General features: G+C 45.0%; 25 protein-coding genes. All 25 read left to right on the top strand.

The features are described 5' to 3' along the window. The first annotated feature begins 55 nt into the window (after positions 1-55). The 25 genes from rpsG (at position 56) to secY (ending at position 15,122) form a co-directional block, all read left to right on the top strand. The gene (rpsG, locus tag P364_RS0129370) at positions 56-526 is read left to right on the top strand and encodes a 30S ribosomal protein S7 (RefSeq protein WP_024633590.1); all 471 of its coding nucleotides are present in this window, start codon (positions 56-58) and stop codon (positions 524-526) included. Positions 527-573: 47 nt separating this feature from the next. Beyond that, the gene (fusA, locus tag P364_RS0129365) at positions 574-2,652 is read left to right on the top strand and encodes an elongation factor G (protein ID WP_024633589.1); all 2,079 of its coding nucleotides are present in this window, start codon (positions 574-576) and stop codon (positions 2,650-2,652) included. 97 nt (positions 2,653-2,749) lie between these two features. Then, entirely contained in the window at positions 2,750-3,940 is a 1,191-nt protein-coding gene (tuf, locus tag P364_RS0129360) for an elongation factor Tu (protein WP_024633588.1), read from the top strand. A 439-nt stretch (positions 3,941-4,379) separates the two neighbouring features. Continuing rightward, on the top strand, positions 4,380-4,688 hold the full coding sequence (rpsJ, locus tag P364_RS0129355; protein WP_017692074.1) for a 30S ribosomal protein S10: 309 nt from the start codon (positions 4,380-4,382) through the stop codon (positions 4,686-4,688). A 46-nt stretch (positions 4,689-4,734) separates the two neighbouring features. Then, positions 4,735-5,358, top strand: a complete 624-nt coding sequence (gene rplC / locus P364_RS0129350) for a 50S ribosomal protein L3 (RefSeq protein ID WP_024633587.1) — start codon at positions 4,735-4,737, stop codon at positions 5,356-5,358. Positions 5,359-5,383: 25 nt separating this feature from the next. Beyond that, on the top strand, positions 5,384-6,007 hold the full coding sequence (gene rplD, locus P364_RS0129345; RefSeq protein ID WP_017692076.1) for a 50S ribosomal protein L4: 624 nt from the start codon (positions 5,384-5,386) through the stop codon (positions 6,005-6,007). Further along, a complete protein-coding gene (gene rplW / locus P364_RS0129340; protein ID WP_024633586.1) occupies positions 6,007-6,297 on the top strand; it encodes a 50S ribosomal protein L23 in 291 nt (96 codons plus the stop codon). The genes rplD and rplW overlap by 1 nt, the downstream gene beginning before the upstream one ends. Positions 6,298-6,327: 30 nt before the next feature. Beyond that, positions 6,328-7,158 (top strand): 50S ribosomal protein L2, encoded by an 831-nt coding sequence (rplB, locus tag P364_RS0129335; protein WP_024633585.1) that lies wholly within the window; start codon positions 6,328-6,330, stop codon positions 7,156-7,158. 71 nt (positions 7,159-7,229) lie between these two features. Next, positions 7,230-7,508 (top strand): 30S ribosomal protein S19, encoded by a 279-nt coding sequence (gene rpsS, locus P364_RS0129330; protein WP_024633584.1) that lies wholly within the window; start codon positions 7,230-7,232, stop codon positions 7,506-7,508. Positions 7,509-7,543: 35 nt separating this feature from the next. After that, positions 7,544-7,876 carry a 50S ribosomal protein L22 gene (rplV, locus tag P364_RS0129325; protein ID WP_024633583.1) on the top strand — a complete coding sequence of 111 codons (333 nt, stop codon included), beginning with the start codon at positions 7,544-7,546 and terminating at the stop codon, positions 7,874-7,876. 15 nt (positions 7,877-7,891) lie between these two features. Further along, positions 7,892-8,557: a 30S ribosomal protein S3 gene (gene rpsC, locus P364_RS0129320; protein WP_024633582.1), complete on the top strand. Its 666-nt coding sequence runs from the start codon at positions 7,892-7,894 to the stop codon at positions 8,555-8,557. A 2-nt stretch (positions 8,558-8,559) separates the two neighbouring features. Then, the gene (gene rplP, locus P364_RS0129315) at positions 8,560-8,994 is read left to right on the top strand and encodes a 50S ribosomal protein L16 (RefSeq protein ID WP_024633581.1); all 435 of its coding nucleotides are present in this window, start codon (positions 8,560-8,562) and stop codon (positions 8,992-8,994) included. Further along, a complete protein-coding gene (rpmC, locus tag P364_RS0129310; protein WP_017692083.1) occupies positions 8,984-9,181 on the top strand; it encodes a 50S ribosomal protein L29 in 198 nt (65 codons plus the stop codon). Before rplP ends, rpmC begins: the two co-directional genes overlap by 11 nt. Positions 9,182-9,229: 48 nt before the next feature. Then, the gene (rpsQ, locus tag P364_RS0129305; RefSeq protein ID WP_024633580.1) at positions 9,230-9,496 is read left to right on the top strand and encodes a 30S ribosomal protein S17; all 267 of its coding nucleotides are present in this window, start codon (positions 9,230-9,232) and stop codon (positions 9,494-9,496) included. 35 nt (positions 9,497-9,531) lie between these two features. After that, positions 9,532-9,900, top strand: coding sequence for a 50S ribosomal protein L14 (rplN, locus tag P364_RS0129300; protein ID WP_024633579.1), 369 nt, complete (start codon positions 9,532-9,534; stop codon positions 9,898-9,900). 39 nt (positions 9,901-9,939) lie between these two features. After that, positions 9,940-10,293, top strand: coding sequence for a 50S ribosomal protein L24 (gene rplX, locus P364_RS0129295; protein ID WP_024633578.1), 354 nt, complete (start codon positions 9,940-9,942; stop codon positions 10,291-10,293). Positions 10,294-10,325: 32 nt separating this feature from the next. Further along, entirely contained in the window at positions 10,326-10,868 is a 543-nt protein-coding gene (gene rplE, locus P364_RS0129290; RefSeq protein ID WP_024633577.1) for a 50S ribosomal protein L5, read from the top strand. Between the two features lie 73 nt (positions 10,869-10,941). Next, positions 10,942-11,127, top strand: coding sequence for a type Z 30S ribosomal protein S14 (locus P364_RS0129285; protein ID WP_013312154.1), 186 nt, complete (start codon positions 10,942-10,944; stop codon positions 11,125-11,127). Between the two features lie 32 nt (positions 11,128-11,159). Further along, a complete protein-coding gene (gene rpsH / locus P364_RS0129280; RefSeq protein ID WP_017692088.1) occupies positions 11,160-11,558 on the top strand; it encodes a 30S ribosomal protein S8 in 399 nt (132 codons plus the stop codon). Positions 11,559-11,588: 30 nt separating this feature from the next. Continuing rightward, positions 11,589-12,131: a 50S ribosomal protein L6 gene (rplF, locus tag P364_RS0129275; protein WP_024633576.1), complete on the top strand. Its 543-nt coding sequence runs from the start codon at positions 11,589-11,591 to the stop codon at positions 12,129-12,131. Positions 12,132-12,248: 117 nt separating this feature from the next. Further along, complete coding sequence (rplR, locus tag P364_RS0129270) at positions 12,249-12,617, top strand: 50S ribosomal protein L18 (protein WP_024633575.1); 369 nt, start codon at positions 12,249-12,251, stop codon at positions 12,615-12,617. A gap of 27 nt (positions 12,618-12,644) precedes the next feature. Next, on the top strand, positions 12,645-13,142 hold the full coding sequence (gene rpsE / locus P364_RS0129265; RefSeq protein ID WP_024633574.1) for a 30S ribosomal protein S5: 498 nt from the start codon (positions 12,645-12,647) through the stop codon (positions 13,140-13,142). A 12-nt stretch (positions 13,143-13,154) separates the two neighbouring features. Continuing rightward, positions 13,155-13,340 (top strand): 50S ribosomal protein L30, encoded by a 186-nt coding sequence (rpmD, locus tag P364_RS0129260; RefSeq protein ID WP_024633573.1) that lies wholly within the window; start codon positions 13,155-13,157, stop codon positions 13,338-13,340. Positions 13,341-13,383: 43 nt separating this feature from the next. Continuing rightward, a complete protein-coding gene (rplO, locus tag P364_RS0129255) occupies positions 13,384-13,824 on the top strand; it encodes a 50S ribosomal protein L15 (protein WP_024633572.1) in 441 nt (146 codons plus the stop codon). Then, complete coding sequence (gene secY / locus P364_RS0129250) at positions 13,824-15,122, top strand: preprotein translocase subunit SecY (RefSeq protein WP_024633571.1); 1,299 nt, start codon at positions 13,824-13,826, stop codon at positions 15,120-15,122. Before rplO ends, secY begins: the two co-directional genes overlap by 1 nt. The last annotated feature ends 51 nt before the right edge of the window (positions 15,123-15,173 follow it).

Here is a 15,173-nt window from a genome sequence, read left to right as displayed (position 1 = left end):
GGGTTAATCCCAGGAGGTGTAGGATGTGCTCATGAAGAAAGAAAGGGGGATATCCATGCCACGCAAAGGTCCAGTTACGAAAAGAGACGTGTTGCCAGATCCGGTATACAGCAGCAAGCTGGTTACTCGTTTGATCAACCGCATCATGCTCGACGGAAAACGCGGTGTTGCTCAAAGCATTCTGTATAATGCGTTTAAGTTGATTCAAGAACGTACGGGTAATGACCCGATGGAAGTATTTGAAGCAGCAATCAAGAATATCATGCCAGTCCTGGAAGTTAAAGCTCGCCGTGTCGGCGGTGCCAACTACCAAGTACCAATCGAGGTAAAACCAGAGAGACGTACTGCTTTGGGATTACGTTGGCTCGTGAACTACTCCCGCAACCGCGGTGAGAAAACAATGGAAGAGCGTTTGGCGGCTGAGATCATCGACGCTTCCAACAACACAGGCGCTTCCGTTAAAAAACGTGAAGATACGCACAAAATGGCTGAAGCGAACAAAGCGTTTGCTCACTACCGTTGGTAGGATTCGGTTCACAATAATAACTTCAATTTTGAAGGGAGACCCATTTCATGGCAAGAGAGTTCTCCTTGAAAAATACACGTAATATCGGGATCATGGCTCATATTGATGCGGGTAAAACCACGACAACTGAGCGGATCTTGTTCTACACAGGACGTACGCACAAAATCGGTGAAGTACACGAAGGCGCTGCGACAATGGACTGGATGGAACAGGAACAGGAGCGCGGAATTACGATTACTTCCGCTGCGACTACCGCTGCTTGGAAAGGCCACCGCGTTAACATCATTGATACCCCGGGACACGTTGACTTCACTGTTGAAGTTGAACGTTCCCTTCGTGTATTGGACGGAGCAGTTGGTGTATTCAGTGCGAAAGAAGGCGTTGAGCCTCAGTCCGAAACCGTATGGAGACAGGCTGATAAGTACGGCGTACCTCGTATCGCTTATGTAAACAAAATGGATATCATCGGTGCTGACTTCCTGAACGTTGTATCTGACATGCGTGATCGCCTTCAAGCGAACGCAGTTGCGATCCAACTTCCGATCGGTGCTGAAAATGATTTCAAAGGTATCATTGATATCGTTGCACAAAAGGCTCATATGTACAAAGATGACCTGGGACAAGATATCGAAGAAACTGAAATTCCTGCGGAATTTGCTGATCAAGTTGCAGAACTCCGTAACGAATTGGTTGAGCGTGTTGCTGAACTCGACGAAGATTTGACAATGAAATACCTGGAAGGCGAAGAAATCACTATTGATGAGATCAAAGCTGCCCTCCGTAAAGGTGTAGTTGATGTTAAGATCTTCCCGGTTATCTGTGGATCCTCGTATCGTAACAAAGGTGTTCAACTGATGTTGGATGCTGTTATCGACTACTTGCCGGCTCCAACAGATGTTCCATCTATCACGGGTCATCTTGAAGATGGAACTGAAGCAATTCGTAAGTCATCCGATGAAGAGCCTTTCTCCGCATTGGCATTCAAAATTATGACTGACCCTTACGTTGGTAAGTTGACATTCTTCCGCGTTTACTCCGGTGTTCTTCAATCCGGATCTTACGTATTGAACGCAACTAAAAACAAACGTGAGCGTATCGGTCGTATCCTTCAAATGCACGCGAACAGCCGTCAAGAGATCACTGAAGTTTACTCCGGTGACATTGCAGCTGCCGTAGGTTTGAAAGATACAGGTACAGGTGATACACTGTGTGATGAGAAAAACCCGGTTATCCTGGAGTCAATGAACTTCCCTGATCCGGTTATCGAAATCGCCGTTGAACCTAAAACCAAAGCTGACCAAGACAAAATGGGTGTTGCTCTCGGTAAGTTGACAGAAGAGGATCCAACTCTTCGTGCTCATACTGACGAAGAAACAGGCCAAACAATCTTGGCAGGTATGGGTGAGCTTCACCTTGATATCATCATCGACCGTATGCGTCGTGAGTTCAAGGTTGAAACTACTGTGGGTAAACCACAAGTAGCTTACCGTGAAACGTTCCGTGCACCAGCGCGCGTTGAAGGTAAATTCGTTCGTCAATCCGGTGGTCGTGGTCAATACGGTCACGTATGGGTTGAGTTCGAACCTCTCGAGGCGGGTACAGGCAGCCAGTTCGAAAGTAAGGTTGTCGGTGGTTCTGTTCCAAGAGAATACATTCAACCAGCTCTTGCAGGTATCGAAGAGCAAATGAAAAACGGCGTTATTGCAGGCTTCCCGCTTGTTGACGTTAAGGCTACAATCGTAGACGGATCTTACCATGATGTCGATTCCAACGAGATGGCATTTAAAATTGCCGGATCGATGGCGCTGAAAGCTGCGAAAGACAAATGTAAGCCGGTTCTGCTTGAGCCAATCATGAAAGTAGAAGTAACCGTTCCAGAAGAGTATATGGGTGACGTTATGGGTATGCTTAACTCCCGTCGTGGCCGCATCGAAGGTATGGATTCCCGTAGTGGAGCCCAAATCATCCGTGCTAAAGTACCTTTGTCTGAAATGTTCGGATACTCTACAACTCTTCGTTCCGGTACTCAAGGACGCGGCGTATTCTCCATGGAGCTCTCTCACTATGAAGAAGTTCCTAAGAGCATCGCTGAAGAGATTGTTGCTAAAACAAAAGGAACCGAGTAGTTTTCTCTCATTGGATGAAAGTGCATAAGAGTCATGTATTCTTTGCACTTCATTTAGTGAAAACATAAAATTATAATTTTAAGGAGGCCACGTTCAAATGGCAAAGGCTAAATACGAACGTAATAAACCCCACGTTAACATTGGTACTATCGGTCACGTCGACCATGGTAAAACAACTCTGACTGCTGCAATCACAACTGTATTGTCCAAAACTTACGGTGGTGCAGCAATCGCATTCGATCAAATCGATAAAGCTCCAGAAGAGCGCGAACGCGGTATCACAATTTCTACATCACACGTTGAGTACGAAACTGATACTCGTCACTACGCTCACGTAGACTGCCCAGGTCACGCCGACTATGTTAAAAACATGATCACTGGCGCGGCACAAATGGACGGAGCTATCTTGGTAGTATCCGCAGCTGATGGCCCAATGCCACAAACTCGTGAGCACATCCTGCTCTCCCGTCAAGTAGGCGTACCTTACATTGTTGTATTCTTGAACAAATGTGATATGGTTGAAGACGAAGAGTTGTTGGAATTGGTTGAGATGGAAGTTCGCGACCTTCTTAACGAATATGAGTTCCCAGGTGATGATACTCCAATCACTCGTGGATCCGCTCGTGAAGCTCTGCAAAACCCTGATGGTGAGTGGGCTCAAAAAATCGTTGAGATGTTCAAAGAAATCGATACGTACATCCCACTGCCTGAGCGTCAAACTGACAAACCTTTCTTGATGCCTGTCGAGGACGTATTCTCCATCACTGGTCGTGGTACTGTTGCTACAGGTCGTGTAGAGCGTGGTACTGTTAAAGTCGGCGAAGAGATCGAAATCGTTGGTATTACTGAAGAAACTAAAAAATCCGTAGTTACGGGCGTTGAGATGTTCCGTAAATTGCTGGATTCCGCTCAAGCGGGTGACAACATCGGCGCATTGCTGCGTGGTGTTGATCGTACTCAAATCGAGCGTGGACAAGTTTTGGCAAAACCGGGTTCTGTTAAGCCTCACACAGAATTCACAGCTCAAATCTACGTTCTGACTAAAGAAGAGGGCGGACGTCACAAACCATTCTTCACCGGTTACCGTCCACAGTTCTACTTCCGTACAACTGACGTAACAGGCATCATTAACTTGCCTGAAGGTACTGAAATGGTAATGCCTGGTGATAACATCACTGTTACTGTTTCCTTGATCTCCCCAATCGCGATTGAAGAAGGAACTAAGTTCTCCATTCGTGAAGGCGGACGTACAGTAGGTGCCGGTTCCGTAGCAAGCATCCAAAAATAATTCAGCTTAACGCTGAGTAAGCATATGCAACAGTGTACTGGAACGAGTAACATTGTATTGTAACGAAGCTTCGGAAGAGTTCTTTATCCGACATCGGATAGAGAACTCTTTTATTATGTAAATGATTCGGAACCTGCGTCATCAGGTTTAAACTTTCATTCGGAATTGTAAAGAAAGATTGGTTAAGGTAGCTAGTATAGAGTAGGAAAACAGCACATTAAACAAATTCATTTCACTCGAAAAGATTAGTTTAAATGTTTTTCTTAATTATGCTTGCAATACGCCCATCTTTTCTATATAATAATGAATGTTGTTCTGTGACGTTGCGATGATGTGAGAGGTTACTGGCACACCCGGCCCCTTTGCCATGGGACAGTGGCTAGAAAATTTTCACGGAGTATGTCCGATAAAAAATTGGGCGATAGAAGGAGGGACTAAAATGGCAAAGCAAAAAATTCGTATTCGTTTGAAAGCTTACGACCACAGAATTCTTGATCAATCCGCGGAGAAAATTGTTGAAACAGCAAAACGTTCGGGTGCTGGTGTATCCGGTCCGATTCCGCTTCCTACTGAAAAACAAATCATTACTATTCTTCGTGCGGTGCACAAGTACAAGGATTCTCGGGAACAATTCGAACAACGTACACATAAACGTTTGATCGACATCGTTAACCCGACTCCACAAACTGTGGATGCCTTGATGCGCTTGGATCTGCCGTCCGGTGTAGATATCGAAATTAAATTGTAATATAAGCTACAACAAAGACCATGTATAAAGGAAAAGAGGTGTCAACATGAAAGCAATCTTAGGAAAAAAACTCGGAATGACTCAAGTATTTACTCCTGAAGGTAACGTCGTTCCAGTAACGGTTATCGAAGCAGGCCCTTGTGTTGTTTTGCAAAAGAAAGACATTGAGAACGATGGCTACGAAGCAATTCAAATCGGTTACTCCGATAAGAAAGAGAAAAATGCTAACAAGCCAGAAGCAGGTCACGCTAAAAAAGCGAATACTGCCCCTAAGCGCTACGTTCGTGAAGTTCGCGGTATCAACATCGCAGAATATGAAGTTGGCCAAGAACTGAAAGCTGACATTTTCGCTGAAGGCGAATTCGTTGACGTAACGGGTATTTCTAAAGGTAAAGGTTTTGCCGGCGTTATCAAACGTTGGGGACAAAGCACTGGACCTATGTCACACGGTTCGCGTTACCACCGTGGCCCTGGTTCAATGGGTTCGATCCAAGCTAACCGCGTTCCTAAAGGCAAACGCCTGCCAGGACACATGGGACATGATACTGTTACAATCCAACGTCTTGAAGTAGTTAAAGTAGACGCTGAGCGTAACGTGTTGCTCGTGAAAGGTTCCATTCCTGGACCGAAAAACAGTCTCATTAAAGTTAAAGAAACGGTGAAAAAATAACCACTGAAGAAAGGAGGAACACAAAATGCCAAAAGTATCAGTTTACAATGTAGATGGTAGCCAAGTAGGCGAAGTTGAATTGAACGATGCGGTTTTCGGAATTGAACCGAACCAACACGTTCTGTACGATGCAGTTCTTATGCAACGCGCTTCCCTTCGTCAAGGTACCCACAAAGTAAAAGGACGTTCTGAAGTACGTGGCGGTGGACGTAAGCCTTGGAAACAAAAAGGTACAGGTCGCGCTCGTCAAGGTTCAATTCGTTCACCACAGTGGAAAGGCGGCGGTATCGTATTTGGTCCAACACCACGGAGCTATGCGTATAAACTGCCTAAGAAAGTTCGCCGTTTGGCGATCAAATCAGCCCTTTCATCCAAAGTGCTTGACAATGACATTATCGTTTTGGACGCTCTCACGTTGAGCACGCCTAAAACTAAAGAATTCGCAGCCATCTTGAGTAACCTCAAAGTGGGACGTAAGGCTTTGATCGTAGCTCCTAGCTATGATGATAATGTAGCTCTTTCCGCACGGAATATTCCAGGCGTGAAATTCGTAGCTGCTGACGGCATTAATGTTCTTGACGTGCTTTCGCACGACAAACTGATCATTACGAAAGAAGCAGTTCAGAAGGTAGAGGAGGTGCTCGCGTAATGAAAGATCCTCGTGATATTGTAAAACGTCCGATTATTACGGAACGTACTGCTGACATGATGAATGACTTGAAATATGTATTTGAAGTCGATATCCGTGCAAACAAAACCGAGATCAAGAAAGCCGTGGAAGCTATTTTCAACGTAAAAGTGAAAAACGTGAACACGCTTCGTGTTCCAGCTAAACCAAAACGGTACGGACGTTATTCCGGATATACTAGCGAATGGAAAAAAGCGTTTGTAACGCTGACACAAGACAGCAAAACGCTTGAGTTCTTTGAAACAGTATAATTGAATTTTTGAAGTAAGGAGGGAAACCCAGTGCCAATCAAAAAGTATAAACCAACTTCCCCGGCAAGACGGAACATGTCCGTTTCTACATTTGAGGAAATCACCACAGATCAGCCGGAGAAATCGTTGTTGGCCCCATTGAGCAAACAAGCAGGCCGCAACAACCAAGGTAAAATTACAGTTCGTCACCATGGTGGTGGACACAAACGTAAATACCGTATCATTGACTTCAAACGTACTAAAGATGGAATACCGGGCCGCGTTGCTACGATTGAGTATGACCCGAACCGTACATCTAACATCGCTCTGATTCACTATGCTGATGGTGAAAAACGTTATATCATCGCTCCTAAAGGTTTGAAAGTTGGAGATCAAGTATTCTCCGGACCTGAATCAGACATCAAAATCGGAAACGCATTGCCACTCGAAAATATTCCAGTAGGTACTGTTATCCACAACATCGAGTTGAAACCAGGTAAAGGCGGACAATTGGTTCGTGCTGCTGGTACAGAAGCTCAATTGCTTGGTAAAGAAGAAAAATACGTTTCCGTTCGTCTCTCTTCCGGAGAAGTTCGTCGTATTTTGAAAGTTTGCCGCGCAACAATTGGATCTGTTGGTAACCAAGACCACGAGCTTATCAAAATCGGTAAAGCCGGTCGTAGCCGTTGGTTGGGTAAACGTCCTGAAGTTCGTGGTGTAGTAATGAACCCTAACGATCACCCACACGGTGGTGGTGAAGGTCGTGCTCCAATCGGACGTAAATCGCCAATGTCACCATGGGGTAAACCTACTCTTGGTTACAAAACGCGTAAGAAAAATAAAGCTTCTGATAAATACATCATTCGCCGCCGCACGAAGTAATACACACTGTGCATAACTTCGTGAGGCATCTGCGGATGCATAATAGCTACGTTTGAAGGGAGGATCTCCACATGGGTCGCAGTTTGAAAAAAGGGCCATTCATTGATGGCTACATGCTGAAAAAAGTAGAAGAGATGGAAGCATCCGGTAAGAAACTCGTTATTAAAACCTGGTCCCGTCGTTCTACAATTTTCCCGCAATTCATCGGACACACATTTGGCGTATATGACGGTCGTAAACACGTACCAGTATACGTAACTGAGGACATGGTCGGACACAAACTGGGTGAGTTCGCTCCAACCCGTACGTACAAAGGCCATACTGATGATGATAAGAAAACAAGAAGATAAATGAACATCTTTAATGTTTGAGAGGAGGTTACACAATGGAAGCAAAAGCACATGCTAAGTTTATCCGGATTGCTCCTCGTAAAGTTCAACTCGTTGTTGACTTGATTCGCGGCAAGCAAGTAGGTGAGGCGGTTGCCATTCTCCGTCACACTCCGAAATCCGCTTCTCCGATTGTTGAGAAGTTGCTTAACTCCGCGATTGCAAATGCGGAACATAACTATTCTTTGGATGTTAATAACTTGGTCATTTCGCAAGCTTACGTGAACCAAGGACCGACAATGAAACGTTTCCGCCCTCGTGCAATGGGACGTGCAAGTCGTATTAACAAACGTACTAGCCACATCACTTTGGTGGTATCTGAAAAGTAGAAGGAGGGGAAATGTGTGGGCCAAAAGGTAAATCCAGTCGGACTCCGTGTCGGAATTATCCGTGACTGGGAATCTAAGTGGTATGCAGGTAAAGACTTCGGCGATCTTTTGATGGAAGACGTGAAAATTCGTGAATTCCTGAAAAATAAATTGAAAGACTCCGCTATGTCTCGTGTTGAAATCGAGAGAGCGGCTAACCGCGTAAACGTAACGATTCACACTGCGAAACCAGGTATGGTTATCGGTAAGGGTGGTTCGGAAGTTGAAAATCTTCGTAATCAAATTACGAAAATCGCAGGCGGTAAAAAAGTACACATCAACATTTCTGAAATTAAGAACCAAGACCTGGACGCGATCCTGGTAGCTGAAAGCATTGCACAACAATTGGAACGTCGTGTTTCTTTCCGTCGTGCTCTGAAACAAGCTATTCAAAGAACAATGCGCTCTGGTGCAAAAGGTATTAAAACTCAAGTGGGCGGACGTCTTGGCGGAGCTGAGATCGCACGTTCGGAAGGCTACAGCGAAGGAACTGTTCCACTGCACACGCTTCGTGCCGACATCGACTACGGTACAGCAGAGGCTCATACTACTTACGGCCGTATCGGCGTAAAAGTATGGATCTATCGTGGAGAGGTTCTTCCTACGGCTAAGAAACAGGCTGCTAAGGAAGGAGGCAACTAATCATGTTGGTACCAAAACGTGTAAAACACCGTAAGCAACAACGTGGACATATGAAGGGCCAAGCTAAAGGCGGAACTACGCTGAACTTTGGCGAGTATGGTCTGCAAGCTACGGAACCGGCTTGGATTACGAACCGTCAAATCGAAGCGGCTCGTATTGCGATGACTCGTTACATCAAACGTGGTGGTAAAGTTTGGATCAAAATTTTCCCAGACAAACCAATCACTCAAAAGCCTCTCGAGGTTCGGATGGGTAGCGGTAAAGGTAACGTAGAAAAATGGGTTGCAGTTGTGAAACCAGGTAAGATCATGTTTGAACTTGCTGGTGTACCGGAGGATGTTGCACGCGAAGCAATGCGTCTTGCCGCTCACAAACTGCCAATCAAAACGAAGTTTGTGAAACGTGAAGAATTGGGTGGTGAAGCAAATGAAAGCTAGTGAATTTCGCAACCTAACCTCTGCTGAAATCGAGCAAAAGATTGCCGGATTTAAAGAAGAACTCTTTAACCTCCGCTTTCAACTCGCTACCGGTCAGCTGGATAACCCGACTCGAATCCGTGATGTGCGGAAAGAAATAGCTCGTGCTAAAACCATTATCCGTGAAAGAGAATTGGGAATCGGTTAATTAGGGATCGGATGTCTAATCCGTCCGTAATCAGGAAGGAGGCCAACAATGAGCGAAGAACGTAACGCACGTAAAGTGCAAACAGGTAAAGTAGTCAGTGATAAAATGGATAAAACGATCGTTGTTGCTGTAGAAACTTACAAAAAACACGACTTGTACCATAAACGTATCAAGGTTACTAAAAAATTCAAAGCGCATGACGAAGAAAACACTGCGAAAATCGGTGACACGGTGAAAATCATGGAGACTCGTCCGCTTTCGAAAGATAAACGCTGGAGACTTACTGAAGTCGTAGAAAAAGCGATTATCATCTAATGCATCAGCAGCATAGCTGAAAGGAGGAATACTAAATGATTCAACCATTTACACGTTTGACTGTGGCTGACAACTCCGGTGCGAAGGAACTGATGTGTATCCGCGTACTCGGCGGTACGGGACGTCGTACAGCTCAAATCGGTGATCTGATCGTTTGTTCTGTAAAACAAGCAACACCAGGCGGCGTTGTCAAAAAAGGTGATGTAGTTAGAGCGGTTGTCGTTCGTACGAAACGTTCTGTACGTCGTAAAGACGGTTCCTACATCGGTTTTGATGAAAATGCAGCGGTTGTTGTAAAAGACGACAGAAGCCCACGTGGAACACGTATTTTCGGACCTGTTGCTCGTGAACTCCGCGAGAAAGACTTCATGAAAATCGTTTCCTTGGCCCCAGAAGTTATCTAAAGCTTAATCTCGTGATGTTAGAAACAGGAGGTGTACGAAATGCCAAGAGTGAAAAAAGTTCTGGAATCCCATAACAATAAACTTCATGTTAAAAAAGAAGATACAGTTATGGTGATCAGCGGTAAAGACAAAGGTAAAAAAGGCCGTGTCATCGCTGCTTATCCTCGTGAGAACCGTGTCCTTGTGGAAGGTGTTAACATGATTAAAAAACACCAGAAGCCTAACCAGCAAAATCCGCAAGGCGGCATTATCGAGAAGGAAGCTCCGATTCACGTTTCCAACGTAATGCACATCGATCCAAAGAGCGGAAAAGTAACCCGTGTAGGTTACAAAGTGTTGGATAACGGAAAGAAAGTGCGCGTTGCTAAACGTTCCGGAGAAATTATCGACTAATTGAACCGAATGAGAAAGGAGGTCTATGATTCATGGCAGCAAGAATGAAAGAACGTTACCTGAACGAAATTGCTCCTGCTTTGATGCAGAAGTTTAACTATACAACGGTAATGCAAGTGCCGAAAATCGAGAAAATCGTTATCAACATGGGTGTGGGCGACGCTGTCCAAAACTCCAAAGTGTTGGATTCCGCAGTAAACGATTTGCAATTGATCGCAGGTCAAAAACCTGTAATCACTCGTGCTAAAAAATCTATCGCAGGTTTCAAACTGCGTGAGAACATGCCTATCGGTGTGAAAGTAACATTGCGCGGCGAGCGCATGTACTTCTTCCTCGATAAATTGCTCAACGTTACGCTTCCTCGTGTCCGCGACTTCCGCGGTGTATCGAGCAAAGCTTTCGACGGACGTGGTAACTATACACTGGGTCTGAAAGAACAACTGATCTTCCCAGAGATTGAGTATGATAAAGTAGACAAAGTCCGCGGTATGGACATTGTCATTGTTACAACGGCGAAAACAGACGAAGAGTCCCGTGAATTGCTCACGCAACTGGGAATGCCTTTCGTAAAATAATGTTACTATAACGTTTCCGGGTGTCTGGAAAGACTCCCTTTTCTCCGAAATTATTTAGGAGGTGTCAGGCTAAGTGGCAAAAACTTCGATGAAAGTTAAACAACAACGTACACCAAAGTTTAAAGTACGTGCTTATACACGCTGTGAGCGTTGCGGACGTCCACATTCGGTACTGCAGAAGTTCAAAATTTGCAGAATTTGCTTCCGTGAATTAGCTTATAAAGGCCAGATCCCTGGCGTGAAAAAAGCAAGCTGGTAAAAAGTCCTGAACGGGAAGGAGGTTAACTCACAATGACTATGTCTGATCCAATTGCAGATATGCTTACTCGTATTCGTAACGCGAACACAGTTCGTCACGAAACGGTAGAAATGCCTGCTTCGACAATGAAAAAACAAATCGCCGACATCCTGAAGCGTGAAGGTTTCATCCGTGATGCTGAAGTTATCGACGATAACAAACAAGGGATTATCCGTGTTTTCCTGAAATACGGTCAAAATAACGAGCGTGTTATTACTGGTCTGAAAAGAATCAGTAAACCTGGTCTTCGTGTTTACACGAAAAGCAACGAAGTACCTCGTGTACTTGGTGGTCTGGGTATCGCTATTATCTCGACATCCAAAGGTATCATGACGGACAAAGAAGCTCGTCAATCGAAATCCGGCGGAGAAGTCGTCTGCTACGTTTGGTAATATAACGTCACAAGATAGGAGGTGCAACATATGTCTCGTATTGGTCGCAAACCAATTACAGTACCAAGTGGTGTGGACATCACACTGGACAACACCGTTATTACGGTAAAAGGACCTAAAGGATCTTTGACTCGTGAACTTCATAAAGACATGAAAGTAACGGTTGAAAACAACGAAATTACAGTTGTGCGTCCTTCCGATAACAAAACTCACCGTTCTTTGCATGGCACAACGCGTAGCGTTGTAAACAACATGGTGAGTGGTGTTACTGAAGGATTCGCAAAATCTCTGGAGCTGGTTGGGGTCGGATATCGTGCAAGCAAATCCGGAGATAAAATCGTTCTGAACGTTGGCTACTCTCACCCGGTTGAAATTACACCGGAAGCGGGAATCGAGTTCGAAGTTCCTTCGAACACGAAAATCATCGTTCGCGGAATCGATAAAGAGCGTGTAGGTGCTTACGCTGCTAAAATCCGTTCCGTTCGTGAACCTGAGCCGTACAAAGGTAAAGGTATTAAATATGAAGGCGAGCGTATCATCCGTAAGGAAGGTAAAGCCGGTAAGAAGAAATAAGATTTTTCTTGCCGCCTTTGCGCGGTTTTCGGCTTGCTTGCTTCTTGTGTTTCTAATATACCCCGTGGCTTCTGGTTTGAAGCCAGCGAGGTAACCTGAAAGGAGTGAATCCCTGAGATGATTACGAAACAAGATAAAAACAAGGCTCGTCTGAAAAGACACCTGCGTGTTCGTAAGAAAATCCAAGGAACGGCAGCACGTCCTCGTTTGAACGTATTCCGTTCTGGTAAACATATGTATGCTCAAATCATCGATGATGTAGCTGGTGTTACGATCGCTTCCGCGTCTACTGTAGACAAAGAATTGAGCGGCGACATCCAAAACGGCGCATCTGTTGAATCTGCTCGTAAAGTTGGCGAACTCGTTGCTAAACGTGCGAAAGACAAAGGCGTTTCAAACATCGTATTTGACCGTAGCGGTTATCTGTACCATGGTCGTATCGCAGCATTGGCTGCAGCGGCTCGTGAAGCAGGACTTGAGTTTTAAGATATTTTTAAAAAGGAGGTTAACGACTTGCGTGTAGATCCGAATACTTTGGAACTGTCTGAAAGAGTTGTAAATATTAATCGCGTAGCTAAAGTAGTAAAAGGCGGACGCCGTTTCAGCTTTAGCGCACTGGTTGTAGTCGGCGACGGCAACGGCTGGGTTGGAGCTGGTATCGGTAAAGCGGGCGAAGTACCTGATGCAATTCGCAAAGGTATTGAAGACGCTAAGAAAAACCTTGTACACGTTCCACTCGTAGGAACTTCGATTCCTCACTTGGTAACAGGTAAGTTCGGCGCAGGACGCGTTCTGTTGAAACCAGCATCTGAAGGTACTGGTGTTATCGCTGGTGGTCCTGTACGTGCGGTTCTCGAACTTGCTGGTGTAGGTGACATTTTGACAAAATCTCTGGGTTCTTCGAATTCCATGAACATGGTCAATGCGACTTTGGAAGGTTTGTCCCGTTTGAAACGTGCTGAAGACGTGGCAAAACTGCGCGGCAAATCCGTCGAAGAGCTTCTGGGTTAAGGAGGGAATCTCATGGCTAAATTAGAAATTACCCTCGTCCGCAGCTTGATCGGACGTCCGGAGACGCAAAGAACAACTGTGAAAACATTGGGCTTGCGCAAAATCAACAGTAAAGTGGTTCAAAACGACAATCCTGCCATTCGTGGTATGATTAACAAAGTAAGCCACTTGGTCGCTGTTAAAGAAGTAGAAGTTTAAAAAAGGGTTAATCCCACAAATCTTTAAGGAGGTGCAACGAACGATGAAGTTACATGAGCTTTCACCATCTCCTGGATCCCGCAAAGAACGTAAACGTCTTGGTCGCGGTCCAAGTAGTGGTACTGGTAAAACATCAGGTCGCGGTCACAAAGGACAAAATTCTCGTTCCGGCGGTGGTGTTCGTCCAGGCTTCGAAGGTGGACAAAATCCATTGTATCGTCGCTTGCCAAAACGCGGTTTCGTAAACCCAACTCGCAAAGAATACGCAGTTGTGAATACTGAAGACTTGAACAGTTTTGCTGAGGGTACTGAAGTAACTCCAGAATTCTTGATGACGAACGGCGTAGTTAAAAACGCTAAATCCGGAATCAAAATTCTGGGTAACGGTGAAGTCACTGTGAAGTTGACTGTTAAAGCTAACAAGTTTTCTCAATCTGCGGTGGAGAAAATTGAAGCTGCCGGCGGTAAAACCGAGGTGATTTAATGTTCAAGACCCTAAAGAATATCTGGCGGGTTGAAGATCTGCGCAAAAGGGTATTATTTACCCTTTTTGTACTGATCATTTACCGCATCGGATCCTTCGTTCCAGTACCTGGGGTTAACAAAGAGGTTTTCGAAGCGACAAATTCTGCGGGTAAAGAAGTTTTTGGACTTCTCAATACGTTCTCGGGTGGAGCGCTCTTTCAGTTCTCGATATTTGCGCTCGGGATCGTGCCTTACATCACTGCGTCTATCATAGTGCAGCTGCTTTCCATGGACGTTATTCCTAAACTAGCGGAGTGGGCAAAGCAGGGTGAACAAGGTAAGAAGAAATCTGCACAACTGACCCGTTATTTAACGGTAGGTCTGGCATTGATTCAAGCGTTTGGTACGTCGATCGGATTCAACCGCTTATACAATACAGAAATGGTGCCTAACGCAACATTTGCAGATTATATCTTGATCGCGATTGTACTTACGGCCGGTACTTCATTCCTAATGTGGCTTGGTGAGCAGATCACCGAGAAGGGCATAGGAAACGGGATTTCGATCTTGATCTTTGCGGGTATCCTATCAACGGTGCCTAATATTATCAAACAAACGATCGAATCCGACTTTATCCAAGCTGATCAAATGTTCATGAACATTCTTAAAGGGGTAATCGTAGCAATTGTTATTGTGCTGATTATCATAGGTGTCATTTACATTCAGCAGGCGATTCGGAAAATTCCGGTACAGTACGCTAAACGTGTCGTAGGTAACAAAATGTACGGTGGACAGAACACACATATCCCGCTGAAGATTAATGCAGCAGGTGTTATCCCTGTCATCTTTGCTTCATCTCTGTTGATGTTCCCATCGATCATCGCAAACTTCTGGGCTGATCGTACATGGGCACAGTGGATCGGAGCCAATCTCACTACTCACAAACCTCTGGGTATGTTACTCTATGTAGTGATGATTTTCGGATTCACATTCTTCTATACTTTTGTACAGATGAATCCACAGCAGATGGCTGACAACATGAAAAAGAACGGCGGTTACATCCCAGGCATTCGTCCGGGTAAAGCAACCGAGAAATATCTGACCCGTGTCATGACTCGTTTGACAACGGCAGGTGCCATCTTCTTGGCAGTAATTTCCGTTCTGCCTGTAATCTTGGGGGCACTTTCTGGTTTGCCTCAATCCGCGCAAATTGGAGGAACTTCTCTCCTGATCGTTATCGGTGTTGCGCTGGATACGATGAAGCAAATCGAAAGCCAATTGATCAAACGCCACTACAAAGGTTTTATCAATAAATAGGCAATAGGTACCGGTCAAGCTAAGATTTACTTGCCGGCACCTATTGTGCTG

Source organism: Paenibacillus sp. MAEPY2 (assembly GCF_000499205.1).
In the GTDB taxonomy this organism is placed as follows: domain Bacteria; phylum Bacillota; class Bacilli; order Paenibacillales; family Paenibacillaceae; genus Paenibacillus; species Paenibacillus vandeheii.
This window is presented reverse-complemented; position numbering and strand designations above follow the sequence as displayed.

Coding starts and splice junctions, on each gene's coding strand:
- rpsS (WP_024633584.1), top strand. CDS start 7,230: ATGGGTCGCAGTTTGAAAAAAGGGCCATTCATTGATGGCTACATGCTG.
- rpsH (WP_017692088.1), top strand. CDS start 11,160: ATGACTATGTCTGATCCAATTGCAGATATGCTTACTCGTATTCGTAAC.
- rpsQ (WP_024633580.1), top strand. CDS start 9,230: ATGAGCGAAGAACGTAACGCACGTAAAGTGCAAACAGGTAAAGTAGTC.
- rplO (WP_024633572.1), top strand. CDS start 13,384: ATGAAGTTACATGAGCTTTCACCATCTCCTGGATCCCGCAAAGAACGT.
- rpmD (WP_024633573.1), top strand. CDS start 13,155: ATGGCTAAATTAGAAATTACCCTCGTCCGCAGCTTGATCGGACGTCCG.
- secY (WP_024633571.1), top strand. CDS start 13,824: ATGTTCAAGACCCTAAAGAATATCTGGCGGGTTGAAGATCTGCGCAAA.
- rplR (WP_024633575.1), top strand. CDS start 12,249: ATGATTACGAAACAAGATAAAAACAAGGCTCGTCTGAAAAGACACCTG.
- rplX (WP_024633578.1), top strand. CDS start 9,940: ATGCCAAGAGTGAAAAAAGTTCTGGAATCCCATAACAATAAACTTCAT.
- rpsJ (WP_017692074.1), top strand. CDS start 4,380: ATGGCAAAGCAAAAAATTCGTATTCGTTTGAAAGCTTACGACCACAGA.
- rpmC (WP_017692083.1), top strand. CDS start 8,984: ATGAAAGCTAGTGAATTTCGCAACCTAACCTCTGCTGAAATCGAGCAA.
- rpsG (WP_024633590.1), top strand. CDS start 56: ATGCCACGCAAAGGTCCAGTTACGAAAAGAGACGTGTTGCCAGATCCG.
- rplF (WP_024633576.1), top strand. CDS start 11,589: ATGTCTCGTATTGGTCGCAAACCAATTACAGTACCAAGTGGTGTGGAC.
- rplE (WP_024633577.1), top strand. CDS start 10,326: ATGGCAGCAAGAATGAAAGAACGTTACCTGAACGAAATTGCTCCTGCT.
- rplN (WP_024633579.1), top strand. CDS start 9,532: ATGATTCAACCATTTACACGTTTGACTGTGGCTGACAACTCCGGTGCG.
- rplC (WP_024633587.1), top strand. CDS start 4,735: ATGAAAGCAATCTTAGGAAAAAAACTCGGAATGACTCAAGTATTTACT.
- rplW (WP_024633586.1), top strand. CDS start 6,007: ATGAAAGATCCTCGTGATATTGTAAAACGTCCGATTATTACGGAACGT.
- fusA (WP_024633589.1), top strand. CDS start 574: ATGGCAAGAGAGTTCTCCTTGAAAAATACACGTAATATCGGGATCATG.
- tuf (WP_024633588.1), top strand. CDS start 2,750: ATGGCAAAGGCTAAATACGAACGTAATAAACCCCACGTTAACATTGGT.
- rplD (WP_017692076.1), top strand. CDS start 5,384: ATGCCAAAAGTATCAGTTTACAATGTAGATGGTAGCCAAGTAGGCGAA.
- rplP (WP_024633581.1), top strand. CDS start 8,560: ATGTTGGTACCAAAACGTGTAAAACACCGTAAGCAACAACGTGGACAT.
- rplV (WP_024633583.1), top strand. CDS start 7,544: ATGGAAGCAAAAGCACATGCTAAGTTTATCCGGATTGCTCCTCGTAAA.